Source organism: Tenacibaculum sp. M341 (genome assembly GCF_004337695.1).
GTDB lineage: Bacteria > Bacteroidota > Bacteroidia > Flavobacteriales > Flavobacteriaceae > Polaribacter.
On sequence record NZ_SJXJ01000014.1, the window covers coordinates 84,586 to 101,258 of the forward strand.

The following is a 16,673-nucleotide window of genomic DNA, read 5'->3' on the forward strand; positions in this document are numbered from 1 at the left end:
TTTTACTTACAGCTTTTTTATATAAAAAAAACCATTGAAATTTAATTTCAATGGTTTTGTATAAGATTATTATTAAGGTTAGTAAATAACTTTAATAATATTGATTTCTAAGTGTTCTATGCTTCAAAAGGAACTATTGAAACATAAGATCTGTTGTCTCTTTTCTTTTGAAATTCAACAACTCCGTCTACTTTAGCATGTAAAGTATGGTCTTTCCCCATGTAAACATTTTCACCAGGGTAATGTTGAGTACCTCTTTGACGAACGATAATGTTACCTGCAATAGCAGCCTGTCCTCCAAAGATTTTTACTCCTAAACGTTTCGATTCCGATTCACGACCGTTTTTCGAACTACCGACACCTTTCTTATGAGCCATTTGTATTGAGTTTTTTTAGGTTAAACTTTACGGATTTACTTTTCAACGCCTCCGTCTAACTTGTCTTGCCATTCTTTTAATTCGTCCCACTTACCTTCAGCAGCTAATTCAGCTTGCTTTGGCCAAGTATCAGTAACATGATTACCACGAACATTAGCGATAATTTCTGAAATTTTAGCTGGTTCAGTTTTTGCTAATTCAGAAAAAGTAGCAATTCCTGCAGCTGCTAAAGTTTCAGCAATCTTAGGACCAATTCCTTCGATTTTCTTTAAATCATCTCCTTTTTTAGAAGTTGATTTTTTTGGAGCGGCCTTTTTTGGTTCAGCTTTTTTCTCGGCTTTAACACCAGATGCAGCGATACCTTCAATTTGAATTTCAGTTAAATACTGACGGTGACCATTTTTCTTTTTGTAACCTTTTCTTCTTTTCTTCTTGAAAACGATTACTTTATCACCTTTCAAATGATTTAAAATTTTTGCAGTTACACCTGCACCTTCTATAGCTGGGGCGCCAACAGTTACATTTCCTCCATCTTCGATAAGCATTACCTTATCAAAAGTTACCTTAGAACCTTCAGTTTCTGGTAAACGGTGAACGTATACTTTTTGGTCTTTTGCTACTTTAAATTGCTGCCCTGCTATCTCTACGATTGCGTACATATAATTTGTTTTGCGTTTATTAATGTAATAATTACGAGCATTTTATATGAAAATGCGGATGCAAATATACACTTTTTTTGCGACTTAGCAAGCTATTTGTCTGAAAACAAAATAGTTTCATTTTAACAAAATTATACATCTTATTCGTTGGCTTATTTATAATTTTGAGGAATTAAATTAATGGGGGTTTGATGTAATGTAACAAAGTGAAGGTAGTTGCGTCAAACGATAATAAGTTATTAAAAACAATTATAGACTAATGAGGAAAACTATTTTAACTCTTTCTGCCATAGTTGCTTTCATGTTTGTGAATGCACAGAAGGTAGAGTTTAAAGAGTACGATTTAAAGAATGGAATGCATGTAATTTTACATCAAGACAAGTCTGCACCTGTGGTGGTAACTTCAGTAATGTATCATGTTGGAGCAAAAGATGAACAGCCAGATAGAACGGGGATGGCGCACTTTTTTGAACATCTTTTATTTGAAGGAACTAAAAATATTAAAAAAGGAGATTGGTTTAAAATTGTATCTGCGAATGGAGGTACAAACAATGCCAATACTACTGATGACAGAACATATTATTACGAAGTATTTCCTTCTAATAATTTAGAGCTTGGACTTTGGATGGAGTCTGAGCGTCTTTTACACCCAGTTATTAAACAAGAAGGGGTAGATACTCAAAATGAGGTAGTGAAAGAAGAAAAGAGAATGAGATATGACAATAGTCCTTATGGTCAGTTTCTTATGAATGTTAAGAAGCATATCTTTAAAAAGCATCCATATAAAGGAACTACTATTGGTAAAATGAAACATTTAGATGATGCTACTTTAGAAGAGTTTCAAGCATTCAATAAAAAGTTTTATACACCAAACAATGCTACTTTAGTTATTGCTGGTGATTTTGAAATTAAACAAGCTAAAAAGTGGATTAAAGAATATTTTGGAAGAATTCCTAGAGGAGAAGAAGTAGCAAGAAGCTTTCCTAAAGAAGATCCAATTACAGAGCAAATCAATGAAAAGGCATATGATCCTAACATACAAATTCCTGCTATCATTCAAGCTTATAGAACTCCTTCTATGAAAACAAGAGATTCTAGAGTTTTAGATATGATTTCATCATATTTAAGTAGTGGTAAGAGTTCTGTTTTATATAAGAAAATGGTTGATACTAAAAAGGTTGCTTTACAAGCAGGAGCAATTAATTTAAGTCAAGAAGATTACGGAACATATATCATTTATGCTTTACCATTAGGAAAAGTATCTTTAGAAAACTTAACTAAGGAGATAGATGAAGAAATCGTAAAACTTCAAACAGAATTAATTTCTGAAAAAGATTATCAAAAATTACAAAACAAATTTGAAAATAATTTCGTGAGCTCAAACTCAAGTGTAGAGGGTATTGCAAGTTCGTTAGCTAGTTACAATGTTATGTATGGCGATACAAACTTAATTAATACTGAAATTGATATTTACAGGTCAATCACAAGAGAAGATATTAGAGAGGTAGCTAAAAAATATCTAAATCCTAATCAGAGATTAATTTTAGAATATTTACCAGAGAAGAAGAAATAATATCAATAAAAGACAATAACAATCATGAAAATAAAGATAGTATCATTTATAACAGTTTTGGCAATGTCTTTTGCTGTAAATGCACAAAGAGATTTAAATAAGCAGCCTAAACCAGGACCTGCACCAAAAGTTAAGTTAGGAAAGCCAGAGAAGTTTACTTTACCAAATGGATTAAAAGTAATTATGGTTGAAAACCATAAACTACCAAGAGCTTCTGCTAATTTATCAATTGACAATAAACCTGTTTTTGAAGGTGATAAAGCAGGAGTTTCTAGCTTAATGGGAAGTTTATTAGGTAATGGAACAACAAGTATTACTAAAGACGATTTTAATGAAAAGGTAGATTATTTAGGAGCTAATCTTGGATTTTCAAGCGGAGGAGCATTTGCTTCATCTTTAAAAAAATATTTCCCTGAAATTTTAGGGTTAATGGCAGATGGAGTAAAAAATCCTGTATTTACAAAAGAAGAGTTTGATAAAGAGATAGAAAGAACTTTAGAAGGTTTAAAAACTCAAGATAAAGATGTAAAAACAATTGCAAGAAGAGTAGAGGATTATTTAACATACGGAAAAGAACATCCATTTGGAGAGTATGTAACACCAAAATCTATCAAGAATATCACGTTAGAAGATGTAAAGAAAGATTATGACACCTACTACAGACCAAACAATGCTTACTTAGTAATTGTAGGAGATATCAATCCGAAGGAAACTAAAAAATTAGTAACAAAATTGTTTAGTGGTTGGAAAAAAGGAAGTATACCAGCTTATACTATGCCTAAGCCAGTAAATCCTGCTACAACAGAGATTAATTTTATTGATATGCCAAATGCAGTTCAGTCTGAAATTGCTGTTATCAATAACATCGATTTAAAATTAGGAGATAAAGATTACTACGCTGCTTTATTAGCAAATAACATATTAGGTGGTGGTGGTACTGCTCGTTTATTTATGAATTTGAGAGAGGATAAAGGATATACTTATGGATCTTATTCAAGAGTAAGTCAGAGTAGATATGCAGGAACTTTTAAAGCTACAGCAAGTGTACGTAACATGGTAACGGATAGTTCTATGGTTGAAATTTTAAAAGAAATAAACAAAGTTCGTTATCAAAAAGTATCAGAAGAAGAATTAAAAAATTCGAAAGCTGAATACATAGGTAGTTTTGTTATGAATGTTCAAAAGCCTAGAACAGTAGCTGGTTATGCATTAAATATTGCTCGTTATAATTTACCTACAGATTTTTACGAGAATTATTTAGAGAATATTAATAAGGTAACTTTAGAAGATGTTCAAAATGCTGCAATTAAATACTTTAAAGGAGATAAAGCAAGAATCTTTATTACTGGTAAAGGAATGGATGTTTTAAAGAATTTAGAGAAAACATCAGATTACCCAATTAAATATTTTGATAAAATGGGTGAAGCAACTAGCAAGCCTAAAATGAGTGCACCTATACCTGCAGGAGTTACTGCAACAACAGTTGTAGATAAGTATTTTGAAGCAATTGGAGGTAAAGATAAAGTTGCTGCTGTTAAAACAGTAATGATTAGTTCTGAAGCTAAAATCGCTCAAGCTCCTGCTCCTATAAAGTTAGTAGCAAAGTTAGCGGCTCCTAATAAAACAGCTTCTTTAGTAAGCATGATGGGTAATACGTTACAAAAATCAGTTTTTGATGGAACTAAAGGGTATGAAGAAGCTCGTGGTCAGAAAAAGGAAACAGCGGGAGAGGAATTAGAAAAAGCAAAAGCAAGTACAGCTCCTTTCCAAGATGAAGCTTACAAAAAAGGTAAACTGGATAGAATTGAGCCTGTTAATGGTGCAAATGCTTATGTAATTTTACATGGTGATAAAGAGATTTTTTACGATGTAAAATCAGGATTAAAAGTTAAAACTGTAACTACAGTAAAAACTCCTCAAGGAGAGCAAAAAGTACCAGCAGTTTTTTCTGATTACAGAGAAGTAAACGGAATTAAATTTCCACACAGGGTTTCAAGAAAAAATGGACCAATGGAATTAAATTTTGAAGTAAAAGAAATAAAAATTAACGAAGGTGTTTCTGACGCTGACTTCCAATAAAATTATTGTAAAATAATTCAATTAAAAGAGTCAATATCTGTAATTAGATATTGGCTTTTTTATTTCCCTTTATTTACAAGGTAAACTCCTATAAGTATAATGATAGCTGCTAGTAGTTGTAAAAGACTTAGTTTTTCGCCATCTAAAATTCCCCATATCACAGCTACAATTGGTATTAGGTAAGTAACAGAGGTAGAAAATACAGGTGAGGAAATATGTATTAGTTTATTGAAAAGAATTTTAGCTATACCAGTACCTAATATTGCTAAAATCGTAATGTATGTTAGAGATATGTTTGTGCTTTCAGTAAACTCTAACGTAGTAAAAAAACCAGTGAAGCTTAAAATAATTAGAGCAGGAATAAAAATTAATACAAAGTTTCCAGTTGTGATAGCTAAAGGCTCTAAGTCGTGTAAGTATTTTTTTATAATATTTACGTTAAAAGCATAACCTATTGATGCAAATACAGGAAGCAACGCAAACCAGTAATTTTGATTAGGATTCATGTCAGCTCCTTTCAAAATCAAAATAATAGTTCCTGTTAATCCGACTAAAATTCCAATTAATTGTGTTTTTTTGAATGAAATATTAAAAATTAAAAACCCTATCAATAAAGTGTTAAAAGGGGTAAGTGAATTTAAAATTGAGGCAATAGAACTATCAATTCCTTTTACAGCGTAGGCATAAAAAAAAACAGGAAATAAAGTTGCTAGAAGAGCACTGTAAAAAATATATTTCCAATGCTTTTTTTGAATTTTTTTTAAGCTTTTGAAACCTATAATAATAAGGAATAAAGTAGAAATTAAAATACGTAATGCACCTACCTGAATAGGAGTTAAACCAATTAAAGCTTTCTTCATTAAAATAAAAGAACTACCCCATACAAGAGATAGAAAAATTAAGTAACTCCACTTTTTTTGATTATTCTCCATGAATTTGGTTTTAATTAAGAACAAAAATCGCTCATTTTCATCACATAAAAATCTTTTTTGATAAATTTGTACAATAATCTAATCGTTGTTAATTATGAAAGTATATAAAGTGTTAGTAATGTTGCTTTTAGTAACTGTTGCTTTTGTAGGTTGTAATACTGCAGATAAAAAAGAAGATAAAAAGGAAGTTGTAGAATTAGCAGCTAAGCCTGAAACTTTTTCATTAAATGTATCTGGTATGACTTGCGAAATGGGTTGTGCAAAAACTATTGAATCTAAGTTAGCGAAGAAAGCTGGAGTTTTAGATGCTAAAGTAGTTTTTAGTGATAGCATTGCTACGATTAAATATGATACTAATAAGTTGAATAAAAAACAATTAATAGCTTTTGTAGAAACTATAGGAGCATATAAGGTTTCTGAAGCTATACTAAAGTAAATACAACTTTACTTAAAATCAGATAATTTAAAATTATTATAAAGAAAAGCACTCTAAATTTAGAGTGCTTTTTTTGTTGGAAGAGGCGTATCTTTGTAAAAATTTTTTTGATGAAAAAAAACTTTCCTAGAGTTGTAAAGATTACATTATTGTCTGTATATCTTATTTTTTTAGCAGGAGCAGTAGTAAGAATGACAGGATCTGGTATGGGATGCCCAGATTGGCCTAAATGTTTTGGATATTTAATACCTCCAACTTCAGAAGAACAAATTACTTGGCAGCCTAACAAAGAGTTCCAAAAAGGAATGATAATCGTTAAAGACGAAGTGTTGTTTGTTGCTCAGAAAGATTTAAAAACAACAGAGGTTTTCAATACTAGTAATTGGGAAAAGTATACAAAACACGATTATGCAAAGTTTAATAAGTATCATACCTGGACAGAGTATATCAATCGCTTAGCGTCTGTAGTTTCTGGTTTTGTGTTTCTACTTTTACTATATGGCGCCGTGCAGTTTAGGAAAGAAGATAAAAGAATTCCGGCTTTAGCATTTGCAGCTTTCTTTTTAATGATGTTTGAGGCTTGGCTAGGTAAAACTGTTGTAGATACAAATTTAAAACCAACAGTAATTACTATTCACATGGTGGTTGGATTGATAATCATAGCCTTGTTATTATATTTGTTGTTTATAGTAAAGGAAAACAAAAAACAATACACTTATCACTCTCTTTTTAATAAGCTATTAATTTTTTCTGTGGTCTTTTCGTTAATTCAAATAGCTATGGGAACTCAGGTAAGACAGTTCATAGATGAACAAGTGAAGCAATTTGGTTTTGAAAATAAACAATATAGTTTATTAAACCCCAGTTTTAAATTCTACTTCCATCGATCATTTACAATAGCCATTGTGTTAGTGAATTTTGGAATGTTTTATCTAAATCAAATTAAAAATCTAGGTTATGGTTTAGTGAATTGGATTGTATTTTTAATTTTTCTAGAAACGATAACTGGTATTTTAATGTATTATGCTGATTTTCCTATCGGAACTCAAGCAATACATTTATTAGCAGGAGCCATTTTATTTGGATTACAATTTTATTTGTGGTTACAGAGCAAAAAAGTCAAAGAAATTACTCAATAGTTAAGCAATATTAAATTTTAACAAGTGTATTTTGTATTTGTTAAAAAACATGTAATTTATAATTTAATTATAGTTTTGTTGCTAGTTTTTAACATTTTACTAGCAAATAACTAGTTATAATTCACTTATGTTTGTCACAAAACTATAACTAATTATCTGTGAAAAACATAATTACACTATTCATTTTTTCTTTTTCGTTATTTACATATGCTCAAATTAGAGGTAAAGTAATTGATAAAAATAACAATCCGCTTCCTTTTGTAAGTATTTACTTAGAAGATTCATTTACTGGTACTACCACTAACGATAGCGGTATATATAGCTTACAGACTTCCAAAAAGGGAAAACAAACGGTTGTTTTTCAGTTTTTAGGATTTAAAACAATAAGAAAAACAGTTACTATTGAACAATTTCCTTTTGAACTGAATGTACAGATGAAAGAGAAGGAAGAGTTGTTAGATGAAGTAGATGTATCTTCTACAGAAAATCCTGCCAATATTATTATTAGAAAAGCAATAGCTAATAAAGAGAAAAATACGAATAAATCTGGTACGTTTACAGCTGATTTTTATTCTCGTGGACTTTTTAAAGTAAAGAATGCTCCAAAGAAATTCTTAGGTCAGGATATTGGAGATTTAGGTGGAGGATTAGATTCAACAAGAACAGGTATTATTTATCTTTCAGAAACAGTTTCAGAAATTTGGCAACAAAAGAAACCTAAAGAATTTAAAGAGAAAATAATAGCATCAAAAGTTAGTGGAGATAACAGTGGTATATCTTTTAATAGAGCAGAAGAAGTAAACTTTGATATTTATAAAAACACGATTCCTATTGCAGATGCAATTATATATTCACCAATTGCAAATGCTGCTTTTAGTTATTATAAATTTAAGTTAGAAGGAAGTTTTTATGACAAAGGAGGAAAGCTAGTAGATAAAATTAAACTAATTCCTAAAAGAAAAAACTTTAGTGTTTTTGAAGGTTATATTTATATTGTTGAAGATGATTGGGCAGTTTATGGAGCTGATTTAACTATTACAGGAAAACAAATTGATAATCCAATTATTGATACTTTACACATCAAACAGAATTATAATTATGATAAAGATTCAGGAGTTTGGGCTATTATTTTACAAACGATTGATTTTAAAGTAAGCTTCTTTGCGTTTAAGTTTGATGGTCGTTATTCAGCTACATATTCAAACTATAAGTTTAAGCCCACATTTACCGAAAAAACTTTTGGAAAAGAGATTCTATCTTTTGAAAAGGGAGCTACAAAAAAAGACTCAGTGTATTGGACAAATCTTAGAAGTATTCCTTTAACTATAGAAGAGAAAAGAGATTATTTTAGAAAAGATAGTATAGAAGTTATTAGAAGCTCTAAAAAGTATTTAGATTCTATTGATGATAAGTATAATAAGTTTAAATGGACTTCTCCTATTACAGGTTATTCTTACAGAAACAGACATAAAAAATGGTCGTTAAATTATGGTGGTTTATTAGGGAATGCTGGTTTTAATACAGTTCAAGGATTTTATTTTACTGGAGATTTTAGTTTTTCAAAAAGAATTAATGATAAGGGAAATAGATGGAGTGTAGGAACTGAATTTAATTATGGGTTTTCTGATAAAAGAGTTAGACCTTCTATATATTTTAATAAAAGATGGAATAATATAAATAAACCAAGATTATCTATTTCAGCAGGTGTATCTGTAAGGCAATTTGATGAAGGGAATTCTATTAGCGATTTAAATAATTCGTTGTTCTCTTTATTTGGAAAAGAAAATTATGCAAAGTTCTATGAAAAAACAGCTGCAAAAATTTCATTTTCTCAAGAGATTACGCCAGATGTTACATTTTCTTCAAACGTACAATATGCAAATAGAAAGCCATTGGTAAATACCACAGATTATTCTTTCTTTAATAGAGATGGAGTTTATGAAACCAATAACCCTATTTCTCCAGATTTAAATACACCGTCTTTTTCTGAGCACAATATTTTTTCTGCACAAGTAGCAGCTACTATTAATTTCGGGAGTAAGTATGTGAGTTATCCAGATTCTAGATATACTGTTAGAAATAGAAAGTTTCCAACACTTACTTTAGGGTATAGAAAAAATTTTGGCGCTGGTAATAGTGAGTTTAATTCAGATTATTTATTTGCTAAAGCAAGACAAAGTATCAGTTTAGGTGATAAGGGTAATTTTGATTATTTTGTAAGAGGAGGTGTGTTTTTAGAACAGAAAGATATTCCATTCATGGATTTTTATCATCCAGCAGCAAACGAAACTTTTTTATCACCTGATTATATCGCAGATAGTTTTTTCATGATGCCATACTATAATTTAAGTACAAATGATAAATATGCAGAAGTGCATACAGAGTATAGACTAGGGAGTTTTTTATGGAATAGAGTACCTATTTTAAGTAAAATTGGAGTTCCTGTTATTGGAGCTAAAGGTTATTTCTCTGGAGGAAGAAAACCATATTCTGAACTTTCAGTTGGTTTAGATGATATTGGCTTTGGCGGTTGGAAGTTTTTACGAGTAGATTTTGTACAATCTAATTTTAATGGAGTAAAAGAAAACAGAGTTATGTTTGGAATTAAAATATTTTAAGCTTGTGAATTAGTTAATGGTTTAGTTATTAGTAAATAAGTCTATCTTTGTAAAAAAATATATTATGAAAGAATTTCTCCAAAAGATTGGCTTAATTAAACGCACTTATATTGAATTAAAAACTGAAAAAAATGAGTTTGTAAAAAAGCTAAGAAATAGTGTAGATGAAAGTAATTTAGGTTGGACTTCAAGTTTTTTAGAACCATTTTTTTCAAGTGAAAATGATTACAAAGGCACTGTTGATAATAATGGGTTTAGGTTAAGGAAAAGGTTAAAAATGGCACAACAAGCTAACGGGATGCCAATTGCTAAAGGAAAATTTAGACAGAAAGATGATTTGTTGTTGATAGAGCTAGAGATAAATGGCTTTAAAAAAGCATTCTATTTTATCTACCCTTTTTTATTGTTGATTTATGTGTTTTTTATAATTGGTTTTAGTTTTGTAAATGACTTTTGGGTTATTATTCCTTTTATTGTACTACATGCTAGCTTTATGATTTTCTTACCGTATTTCTTTATGAGAAAAGGAGTGAAAAATATGAAAAAGGAATTGGAAAAAGAGTTTGTTTATATAGTAAATAAGAGCTAATAAATTTTATAAAACAAAAGGATTGAGATAAAATTAAAAATGATTTTACCTCAATCCTTTTTCCATTTAAATGAATTTTTAGGATGCCGATTATTCCTCTTTTTTCAGATATTTTCCAACAAAAAAAGTTCCGAAAGGAATTAAAGAAAGCAAGCAAACAATACCAAATGTTTTATTATTCCATTTTAGCTCGGTTTTTAATAAAATAGCCAAAGCAATATAAGCTACAAATAAAACTCCGTGAGGCATACCAAGTAATCTTACATACGAAGGATCACCGTAAAAATGTTTAATTGGAGAAGCTATAAAAAGAAGTAAAATGTAAGAAACTCCTTCTAAAAAACTAACTATTTTAAATATGTTTATCATTGTGTTTTATATTTATTTCTAATAATTCAATTATTCTTTAATTACACTATTTCCATTCTCTGTAATAAAAAAGAAGCATTCATGTTTTTACAAACACCATCTTTCATGGAGTAATCAAAATACAATTCATTATCTACAATTTCAGCATCAAAATAATAGTTTTTAATAGTGCTATATTCATCAGCTAAATCACATAAACTAACATCATGTGTAGCAATAATTCCAGTAGATTTTGATTTATTCAATTTCTCAACAAATCTTTTCGATCCTATGGCTTTGTCTTTGCTATTCGTTCCTTTTAAAATTTCATCTAAAATGATAAAATAATTTTCTTTTTGAGTAGCATCAACAATAAACTTTAAACGTTTTAATTCTGAATAAAAATAAGATTCGTCATCATTTAAAGAATCAGAAGTACGCATACTCGTTATTAATTTAATAGGCTGATATGTAAAAGATGAAGCACAAACAGGTAACCCACAATTTGCCATAACAATACTTAAAGAAACGGTACGTAAAAATGTACTTTTTCCAGCCATATTAGCTCCTGTAACAATAAAGAATTCTTCATTTAAAATATTAAAATCATTATCAACTCTTTTTGTAGGATCTAATAAAGGATGTCCTAAGTTTTCAGCTAGTATAATATTTTCACTAGGGGTTAATTCAGGAAAAACATATGTAGGATGATTGTACACAAAGTTGGCTAATGAATTATGAGCATCAAAAAAACTAACAGTTTCAAACCATTCTTTTACCGTGTTTTTATATAAATGAATCCAATTTTCAGTTTTAGTAGCGTTTTGAATATCCCATAGAAATAAACCATTACCAAATACAGCAAAAATGATATTATTTCGTTGATCAAAAGCATCTAATATTTTAGAAAATTGTTTAAATATACTTGAAGCCTTTTGATTATTAAAAGTGATGTTTTTTTGCTTTTCTGTGAGTATTTCCGACTTAAAATCAACTTCTTCAATATTCATTAGTAGTTCAGAATATTGTTTAAAAATCTCTTTAGCTTTTCCTGCTTTTGTGTAAAGGTTCTGAATATCCTTTAAATATCTTCCAGTAATACCCATACCAACAAAAAACCAGACAGTTAAAAATGTAAATGAGGTTATGTTTAAAATGGTTAATACAAATAGGGTAATTGTTATTAAAGAAAAAACTTTAGTAAGTATTTTTAAAAATGAAGGAAGTTTAACTTCATAAGATAAAATCCATTTTAAAATAGATTTTGAATCAACCTTGTTTGTAAAAATACTTGATATGGCTGCAAAATGTTGTCTCCACAAAACTTTAGTTGATAGTTCTTTTAAACCTTTTTGTTTTTTCTCAATTTCAGATATAACATTTGAAGTTAAGTTATCCGCTAGTTTTTGTTTACCATCTTTGGTAGTTGTTCTATTGATGTATTGAAAGAAAGATCCGTAGCCAAATAAGTCAATATCATTACTAAAAAAATGCGTGCCATCTTTAAATTCATTTCCTTCGTCTAATTGATGGAATTTTCTATCTAATGCAGCTATTTCAATTTCATTAATCTTAATTTTTTCTGAAGTAAGATTACTTTTAAACTGTAAGTTAGTGTGTTTTACAACAAAAAAAATAAAAACAGCTATTCCAATGATAAAAATAGCTGCAGCCATCCATATATTCTGAAATGTAAAGTAAATACCTAATGCTGTAGTAATAAAAGAAGCAAATCTTAAAATGCTATTAGTAGTAAGCTTCTTTTTTAATTCATTTAATTCGGCAATACGTTTTTTTAGTTCTTCTGAGTAAAAAGCTTTTGAAGGATGCATACTAAAGTTTAAATTCTATGTAAAAGTACGTTTTCATATCCAACTAGTTTAATAAAATTGTATTTTCGTTTTATGCCTACAAATTTAGATTTACAAATAAAAACACTGCCGAATTCGCCAGGTGTATATCAATATTTTGATAAAGAGGATGTTATTATTTATGTAGGAAAGGCAAAGAATTTAAAAAAAAGAGTTTCTTCGTATTTCACTAAAAATCATGATAACGCCAAAACAAGAATTTTAGTTAGAAAAATTGTTAGAATTGAACATGTTGTTGTAGATACTGAAACAGATGCTCTTTTGCTTGAAAACAACTTAATTAAAAAATACAAACCTAGGTATAATATTCTATTAAAAGACGATAAGTCTTATCCTTGGATTTGTATTAAAAAGGAACGTTTTCCGAGAATTTTTTCTACAAGAAAAGTAATTAAAGACGGATCAGAATATTTCGGTCCTTACACAAATACAAAAACAATAAGTTCCCTGTTTTACCTGATTGATGAAATTTTTTCTGTTAGGACTTATAATTATGACATTGGAAGAAAAAAAAGTAATTACGATCAGTATGTAGGATCTTTAGAACACCAAATAAAAAGCCTTAAAAATCCGAGTAAAAAAACTCAAACGGAAGATGAGTATATGGCGGATATTAACAGTATTCGCGATATTATCAAAGGAAATTTTAAGGAAAGTATTATAAAATTAAAACAGTTGATGGCTTCTTATGCTGAGGAAATGAGGTTTGAAGAAGCACAAGAGGTTAAAGATAAGTTAGCGGCTTTACAAAACTATCAGTCTAAATCTACGGTTGTAAATCCGAGTATAAATAATGTAGATGTTTTTTCTATAATTTCTGATGAAACGCATGGTTATGTGAATTTTTTCAAGATTATGAATGGTGCAATTATACAATCATATACTACAGAGTTAAAGAAAAAGTTAGAAGAGACAGATAAAGAATTATTAGAGCTTTTTATAATAGAAACACGTCAACGTTTTAATTCATTATCTAAAGAAATTTACACACCTTTTCATGTTGATATTGGAGACAACATAAAAGTAACGGTTCCTAAGTTGGGAGACAAAAAAAGAATTGTAGAGTTGTCTTTAAGAAATGCCAAATATTATAGACAAGAACAGTTTAAACAAATTAAAATTGTAGATCCAGACCGTCATGTAAAAAGAATTATGGCGCAAATGCAAAAGGATTTACGTTTGAATAAAGAGCCAAGACATATTGAATGTTTTGATAATTCAAATATTCAAGGAACCAATCCAGTAGCAGCATGTGTTGTTTTTAAAGATGGAAAGCCAAGTAAAAAAGATTACAGGCATTTTAATATTAAAACTGTGGAAGGTCCAGATGATTTTGCTTCTATGGAAGAAGTTGTTTACAGGCGATATAAGCGATTATTAGATGAAAATCAACCATTACCTCAATTAATTGTAATAGATGGAGGAAAAGGGCAATTATCATCTGCATTAAAGAGTTTAGATGTGTTAGAATTAAGAGGTAAGATTGCAATTATTGGTATTGCTAAAAGATTAGAAGAGATTTATTATCCAGGCGATAGTATTCCTTTGTACTTAGATAAAAAATCTGAAACCTTAAAAATAATTCAGTTTTTACGAAATGAAGCGCACCGTTTTGGTATCACTTTCCATAGAAATAAGAGAAGCAAAGGAGCTATACAATCAGAACTAGAGCAAATACCTGATATTGGTAAGCAAACAATTACAAATTTATTACGTAAATTTAAATCACTAAAGAGAATTAAACAGGCTACTTTGGAAGAGTTGAAAGAAGTTATAGGACATGCAAGAGCCACAAGAGTTTATAATTTCTATCATTCTAAAAAGGAACTATGAAAACAATCACGAATGAAGAAACAAACACTATTACTACTTTTTTTACTACCAACTTTGTTGTTTGGTCAAACACGTCCAAAAGTAGGATTAGTTTTAAGTGGAGGAGGAGCTAAAGGTTTTGCTCATGTTAGAGTATTAAAAGAGATTGAAAAAATTGGACTTGAACTTGATTATATAGGTGGTACCAGTATGGGAGCAATCATCGGCGGTATGTATGCTTCTGGTTATTCTGCTGCACAAATTGAAACTATTGTAAAAGAAATTGACTTCTTGTCTATTATTCAAGACAATGTTCCAAGAGAACAAAAGCCTTATTTTGAAAAAGCGTATTTAGAAAAAACAGCAATTACTTTACCTGTAAAAAAAGGAAGTATTGGTTTGCCTTTAGGATTGTCTAAAGGTCAGAATATATTGAACTTTTTAACAGAGCTATTGTCACCAGTTGATAAAATTGAAGACTTTTCTAAGTTACCGATTCCTTTTTTCTGCATTGGAACCAACATTGAAACAGGTAAGGAAGTTCTTTTTGAAAAAGGATCTTTGCCTTTGGCATTAAGAGCTAGTGCATCTTTTCCATCGTTATTAAATCCGGTTGAGGTTGATGGTCAGTTTGTAATAGATGGGGGAGTAGCAAATAATTTTCCTGTTGATAGAATGCGTGAAAAAGGCATTGATATTATTATAGGTGTAAATGTTCAAGGAACTTTATTAAAAAAGGACGAACTAACCTCTGTAGCTTCTTTGCTAAGCCAGATTGTAAATTTTAAAATGTATGAAAAGTCAGATGAACAAGTAGAGAATTTAGATATACACATTCATCCAGATATTAACGATTATACAGTAGTTTCTTTTGAAGAAAAGGAAGCAATTCTTGATCAAGGAACTAAGGCAATGAAGCCTTACATAAAAATTCTAAAGGAGCTAGCCAATAAACAAAATAAGAAGTTTATTAAGCGAGGAATTAAAGGAGTCAACAAACGTTTTTTGATTGATAGAATAGTTCTTAAAGGGAATAAAAACTATACTCAAGATTATATTTTGGGTAAATTAGGTTTAAAAGAAGGAGATTCGATTTCTTATAAAGGTATTTCACAAAAAATAAACGCCCTTAGCGCCACTAAAAATTTTCAGAGAGTCGATTATACCCTTAAAGAGTCTTTTAACGGTAAAAAGCTTGAATTAATAATAAAGGAGAACGAAATAAAAACTTTTTTAGGTGTTGGTCTTCATTACGATCTTTTATATAAATCAGGAGTATTGTTAAATTACAATCACAAGAAGTTATTATTTTCAAATGATGAATTTTCAGTTGATGTAGTTGTAGGTGATAGAATCAGATACGATTTACAGTATTTTATTGATAACGGTTTTCTTATCAGTTATGGTATTTCTTCTAGTCATAATTCATTTAAAACTGATTTTAAATTTAATGATGTCAATGTCAATAAAATTAATGTTAGTTATAGAGATTTTACCAATAGATTTTTTGCTCAATCTACATTTAATAAAAGAACTGCTTTTGGTTTAGGATTTGAAATAAAAGATTTAAAAGTTTCCTCTGATACTTTTCTAACTAATAATGAAGCAACTCTCTTTGATGAGAGTGTTTATTTTAGTTCGTTTGCTTTTTTACATATTGACACTTACAATAAGAAAAGTTTTCCAACTAAAGGATTTTTAATAGACGCAAACTTCAAATGGTACATGTTTGCAGATTTCAATGAAGCACCAAATGGAATTCCACTTCTTGACCCAAATTTTAATCAATATTCTCAAATTGATGGTAAAGTAGAATTTGCTACTACTTTTTGGGATAAGTTCACTTTACAAAGTAAAGTACAAGCAGGATTTACTTTAGGTGAGGAAGATTTAGAGATATTTGATTATAGATTAGGCGGATATAACCAAAACTATATAAATAATTTTATACCTTTTTATGGATATGATATCGCTTCTTTTTCAAATCAATCCTTTTTACGAGGAGAGTTTAACTTAAGATATCAGTTATTTAATAAAAATTATATAGAAACTGTAGCCAATTATGGAAGAACAGCTAAAAATGTTCTCCAAAGAGGAGAGTTGTTAAAAGATTTAAAGTCGGGTTATGCAATTGGTTATGGTATAGAGTCTTTTTTTGGACCTGTACAATTAAAATATAGTTGGTCTCCTGATCATAAAGATCGATTTTGGTTATTTAATTTAGGATTTTGGTTCTAAAT

General features: G+C 29.4%; 13 protein-coding genes. 8 read left to right on the forward strand and 5 right to left on the reverse strand.

Translation table 11 applies throughout. The features are described from left to right. Window positions 1-116: 116 nt before the first annotated feature. Window positions 117-377, reverse strand: coding sequence for a 50S ribosomal protein L27 (gene rpmA / locus EYW44_RS15750; protein WP_132724793.1), 261 nt, complete (start codon window positions 375-377; stop codon window positions 117-119). A 35-nt stretch (window positions 378-412) separates the two neighbouring features. Beyond that, window positions 413-1,036 carry a 50S ribosomal protein L21 gene (gene rplU / locus EYW44_RS15755; RefSeq protein ID WP_132724795.1) on the reverse strand — a complete coding sequence of 208 codons (624 nt, stop codon included), beginning with the start codon at window positions 1,034-1,036 and terminating at the stop codon, window positions 413-415. A gap of 259 nt (window positions 1,037-1,295) precedes the next feature. Here rplU and EYW44_RS15760 point away from each other — a divergent pair, with 259 nt between their 5' ends. Both EYW44_RS15760 and EYW44_RS15765 read left to right on the forward strand, forming a co-directional pair. After that, the gene (locus EYW44_RS15760) at window positions 1,296-2,609 is read left to right on the forward strand and encodes a M16 family metallopeptidase (RefSeq protein WP_132724797.1); all 1,314 of its coding nucleotides are present in this window, start codon (window positions 1,296-1,298) and stop codon (window positions 2,607-2,609) included. Window positions 2,610-2,633: 24 nt separating this feature from the next. Then, window positions 2,634-4,688: a M16 family metallopeptidase gene (locus EYW44_RS15765; protein WP_132724799.1), complete on the forward strand. Its 2,055-nt coding sequence runs from the start codon at window positions 2,634-2,636 to the stop codon at window positions 4,686-4,688. A gap of 59 nt (window positions 4,689-4,747) precedes the next feature. On the opposite strand, the gene EYW44_RS15770 is transcribed toward EYW44_RS15765, so the two are convergent. Continuing rightward, the gene (locus EYW44_RS15770) at window positions 4,748-5,620 is read right to left on the reverse strand and encodes a DMT family transporter (RefSeq protein ID WP_132724801.1); all 873 of its coding nucleotides are present in this window, start codon (window positions 5,618-5,620) and stop codon (window positions 4,748-4,750) included. A gap of 94 nt (window positions 5,621-5,714) precedes the next feature. On the opposite strand from EYW44_RS15770, the gene EYW44_RS15775 reads away from it, so the two are divergent. From EYW44_RS15775 to EYW44_RS15790, 4 genes are all read left to right on the forward strand, one after another. After that, on the forward strand, window positions 5,715-6,056 hold the full coding sequence (locus EYW44_RS15775; protein WP_243643678.1) for a cation transporter: 342 nt from the start codon (window positions 5,715-5,717) through the stop codon (window positions 6,054-6,056). A gap of 110 nt (window positions 6,057-6,166) precedes the next feature. Beyond that, on the forward strand, window positions 6,167-7,195 hold the full coding sequence (locus EYW44_RS15780; protein WP_132724803.1) for a COX15/CtaA family protein: 1,029 nt from the start codon (window positions 6,167-6,169) through the stop codon (window positions 7,193-7,195). Between the two features lie 158 nt (window positions 7,196-7,353). Continuing rightward, a complete protein-coding gene (locus EYW44_RS15785) occupies window positions 7,354-9,813 on the forward strand; it encodes a DUF5686 and carboxypeptidase regulatory-like domain-containing protein (protein WP_132724805.1) in 2,460 nt (819 codons plus the stop codon). A gap of 64 nt (window positions 9,814-9,877) precedes the next feature. Next, window positions 9,878-10,402, forward strand: a complete 525-nt coding sequence (locus EYW44_RS15790; protein WP_132724807.1) for a hypothetical protein — start codon at window positions 9,878-9,880, stop codon at window positions 10,400-10,402. Between the two features lie 90 nt (window positions 10,403-10,492). Here EYW44_RS15790 and EYW44_RS15795 read toward each other — a convergent pair whose 3' ends face one another. Beyond that, window positions 10,493-10,771 carry a DUF3817 domain-containing protein gene (locus EYW44_RS15795; protein WP_132724809.1) on the reverse strand — a complete coding sequence of 93 codons (279 nt, stop codon included), beginning with the start codon at window positions 10,769-10,771 and terminating at the stop codon, window positions 10,493-10,495. Window positions 10,772-10,812: 41 nt separating this feature from the next. Next, complete coding sequence (locus EYW44_RS15800; RefSeq protein WP_132724811.1) at window positions 10,813-12,582, reverse strand: MutS-related protein; 1,770 nt, start codon at window positions 12,580-12,582, stop codon at window positions 10,813-10,815. A 72-nt stretch (window positions 12,583-12,654) separates the two neighbouring features. Between EYW44_RS15800 and uvrC the strand changes: the two genes are divergently transcribed. Next, window positions 12,655-14,454, forward strand: a complete 1,800-nt coding sequence (gene uvrC, locus EYW44_RS15805) for an excinuclease ABC subunit UvrC (RefSeq protein ID WP_132724813.1) — start codon at window positions 12,655-12,657, stop codon at window positions 14,452-14,454. A 12-nt stretch (window positions 14,455-14,466) separates the two neighbouring features. Then, window positions 14,467-16,671 carry a patatin-like phospholipase family protein gene (locus EYW44_RS15810; RefSeq protein WP_132724815.1) on the forward strand — a complete coding sequence of 735 codons (2,205 nt, stop codon included), beginning with the start codon at window positions 14,467-14,469 and terminating at the stop codon, window positions 16,669-16,671. The last annotated feature ends 2 nt before the right edge of the window (window positions 16,672-16,673 follow it).

Bases quoted from the DNA above. Each gene is read 5' to 3' on its own strand.
- rpmA (WP_132724793.1), bottom strand. From the start codon at position 377: ATGGCTCATAAGAAAGGTGTCGGTAGTTCGAAAAACGGTCGTGAATCG.
- EYW44_RS15765 (WP_132724799.1), top strand. From the start codon at position 2,634: ATGAAAATAAAGATAGTATCATTTATAACAGTTTTGGCAATGTCTTTT.
- EYW44_RS15775 (WP_243643678.1), top strand. From the start codon at position 5,715: ATGAAAGTATATAAAGTGTTAGTAATGTTGCTTTTAGTAACTGTTGCT.
- EYW44_RS15795 (WP_132724809.1), bottom strand. From the start codon at position 10,771: ATGATAAACATATTTAAAATAGTTAGTTTTTTAGAAGGAGTTTCTTAC.
- EYW44_RS15810 (WP_132724815.1), top strand. From the start codon at position 14,467: ATGAAGAAACAAACACTATTACTACTTTTTTTACTACCAACTTTGTTG.
- uvrC (WP_132724813.1), top strand. From the start codon at position 12,655: ATGCCTACAAATTTAGATTTACAAATAAAAACACTGCCGAATTCGCCA.
- EYW44_RS15770 (WP_132724801.1), bottom strand. From the start codon at position 5,620: ATGGAGAATAATCAAAAAAAGTGGAGTTACTTAATTTTTCTATCTCTT.
- EYW44_RS15760 (WP_132724797.1), top strand. From the start codon at position 1,296: ATGAGGAAAACTATTTTAACTCTTTCTGCCATAGTTGCTTTCATGTTT.
- EYW44_RS15780 (WP_132724803.1), top strand. From the start codon at position 6,167: ATGAAAAAAAACTTTCCTAGAGTTGTAAAGATTACATTATTGTCTGTA.
- EYW44_RS15790 (WP_132724807.1), top strand. From the start codon at position 9,878: ATGAAAGAATTTCTCCAAAAGATTGGCTTAATTAAACGCACTTATATT.
- rplU (WP_132724795.1), bottom strand. From the start codon at position 1,036: ATGTACGCAATCGTAGAGATAGCAGGGCAGCAATTTAAAGTAGCAAAA.
- EYW44_RS15800 (WP_132724811.1), bottom strand. From the start codon at position 12,582: ATGCATCCTTCAAAAGCTTTTTACTCAGAAGAACTAAAAAAACGTATT.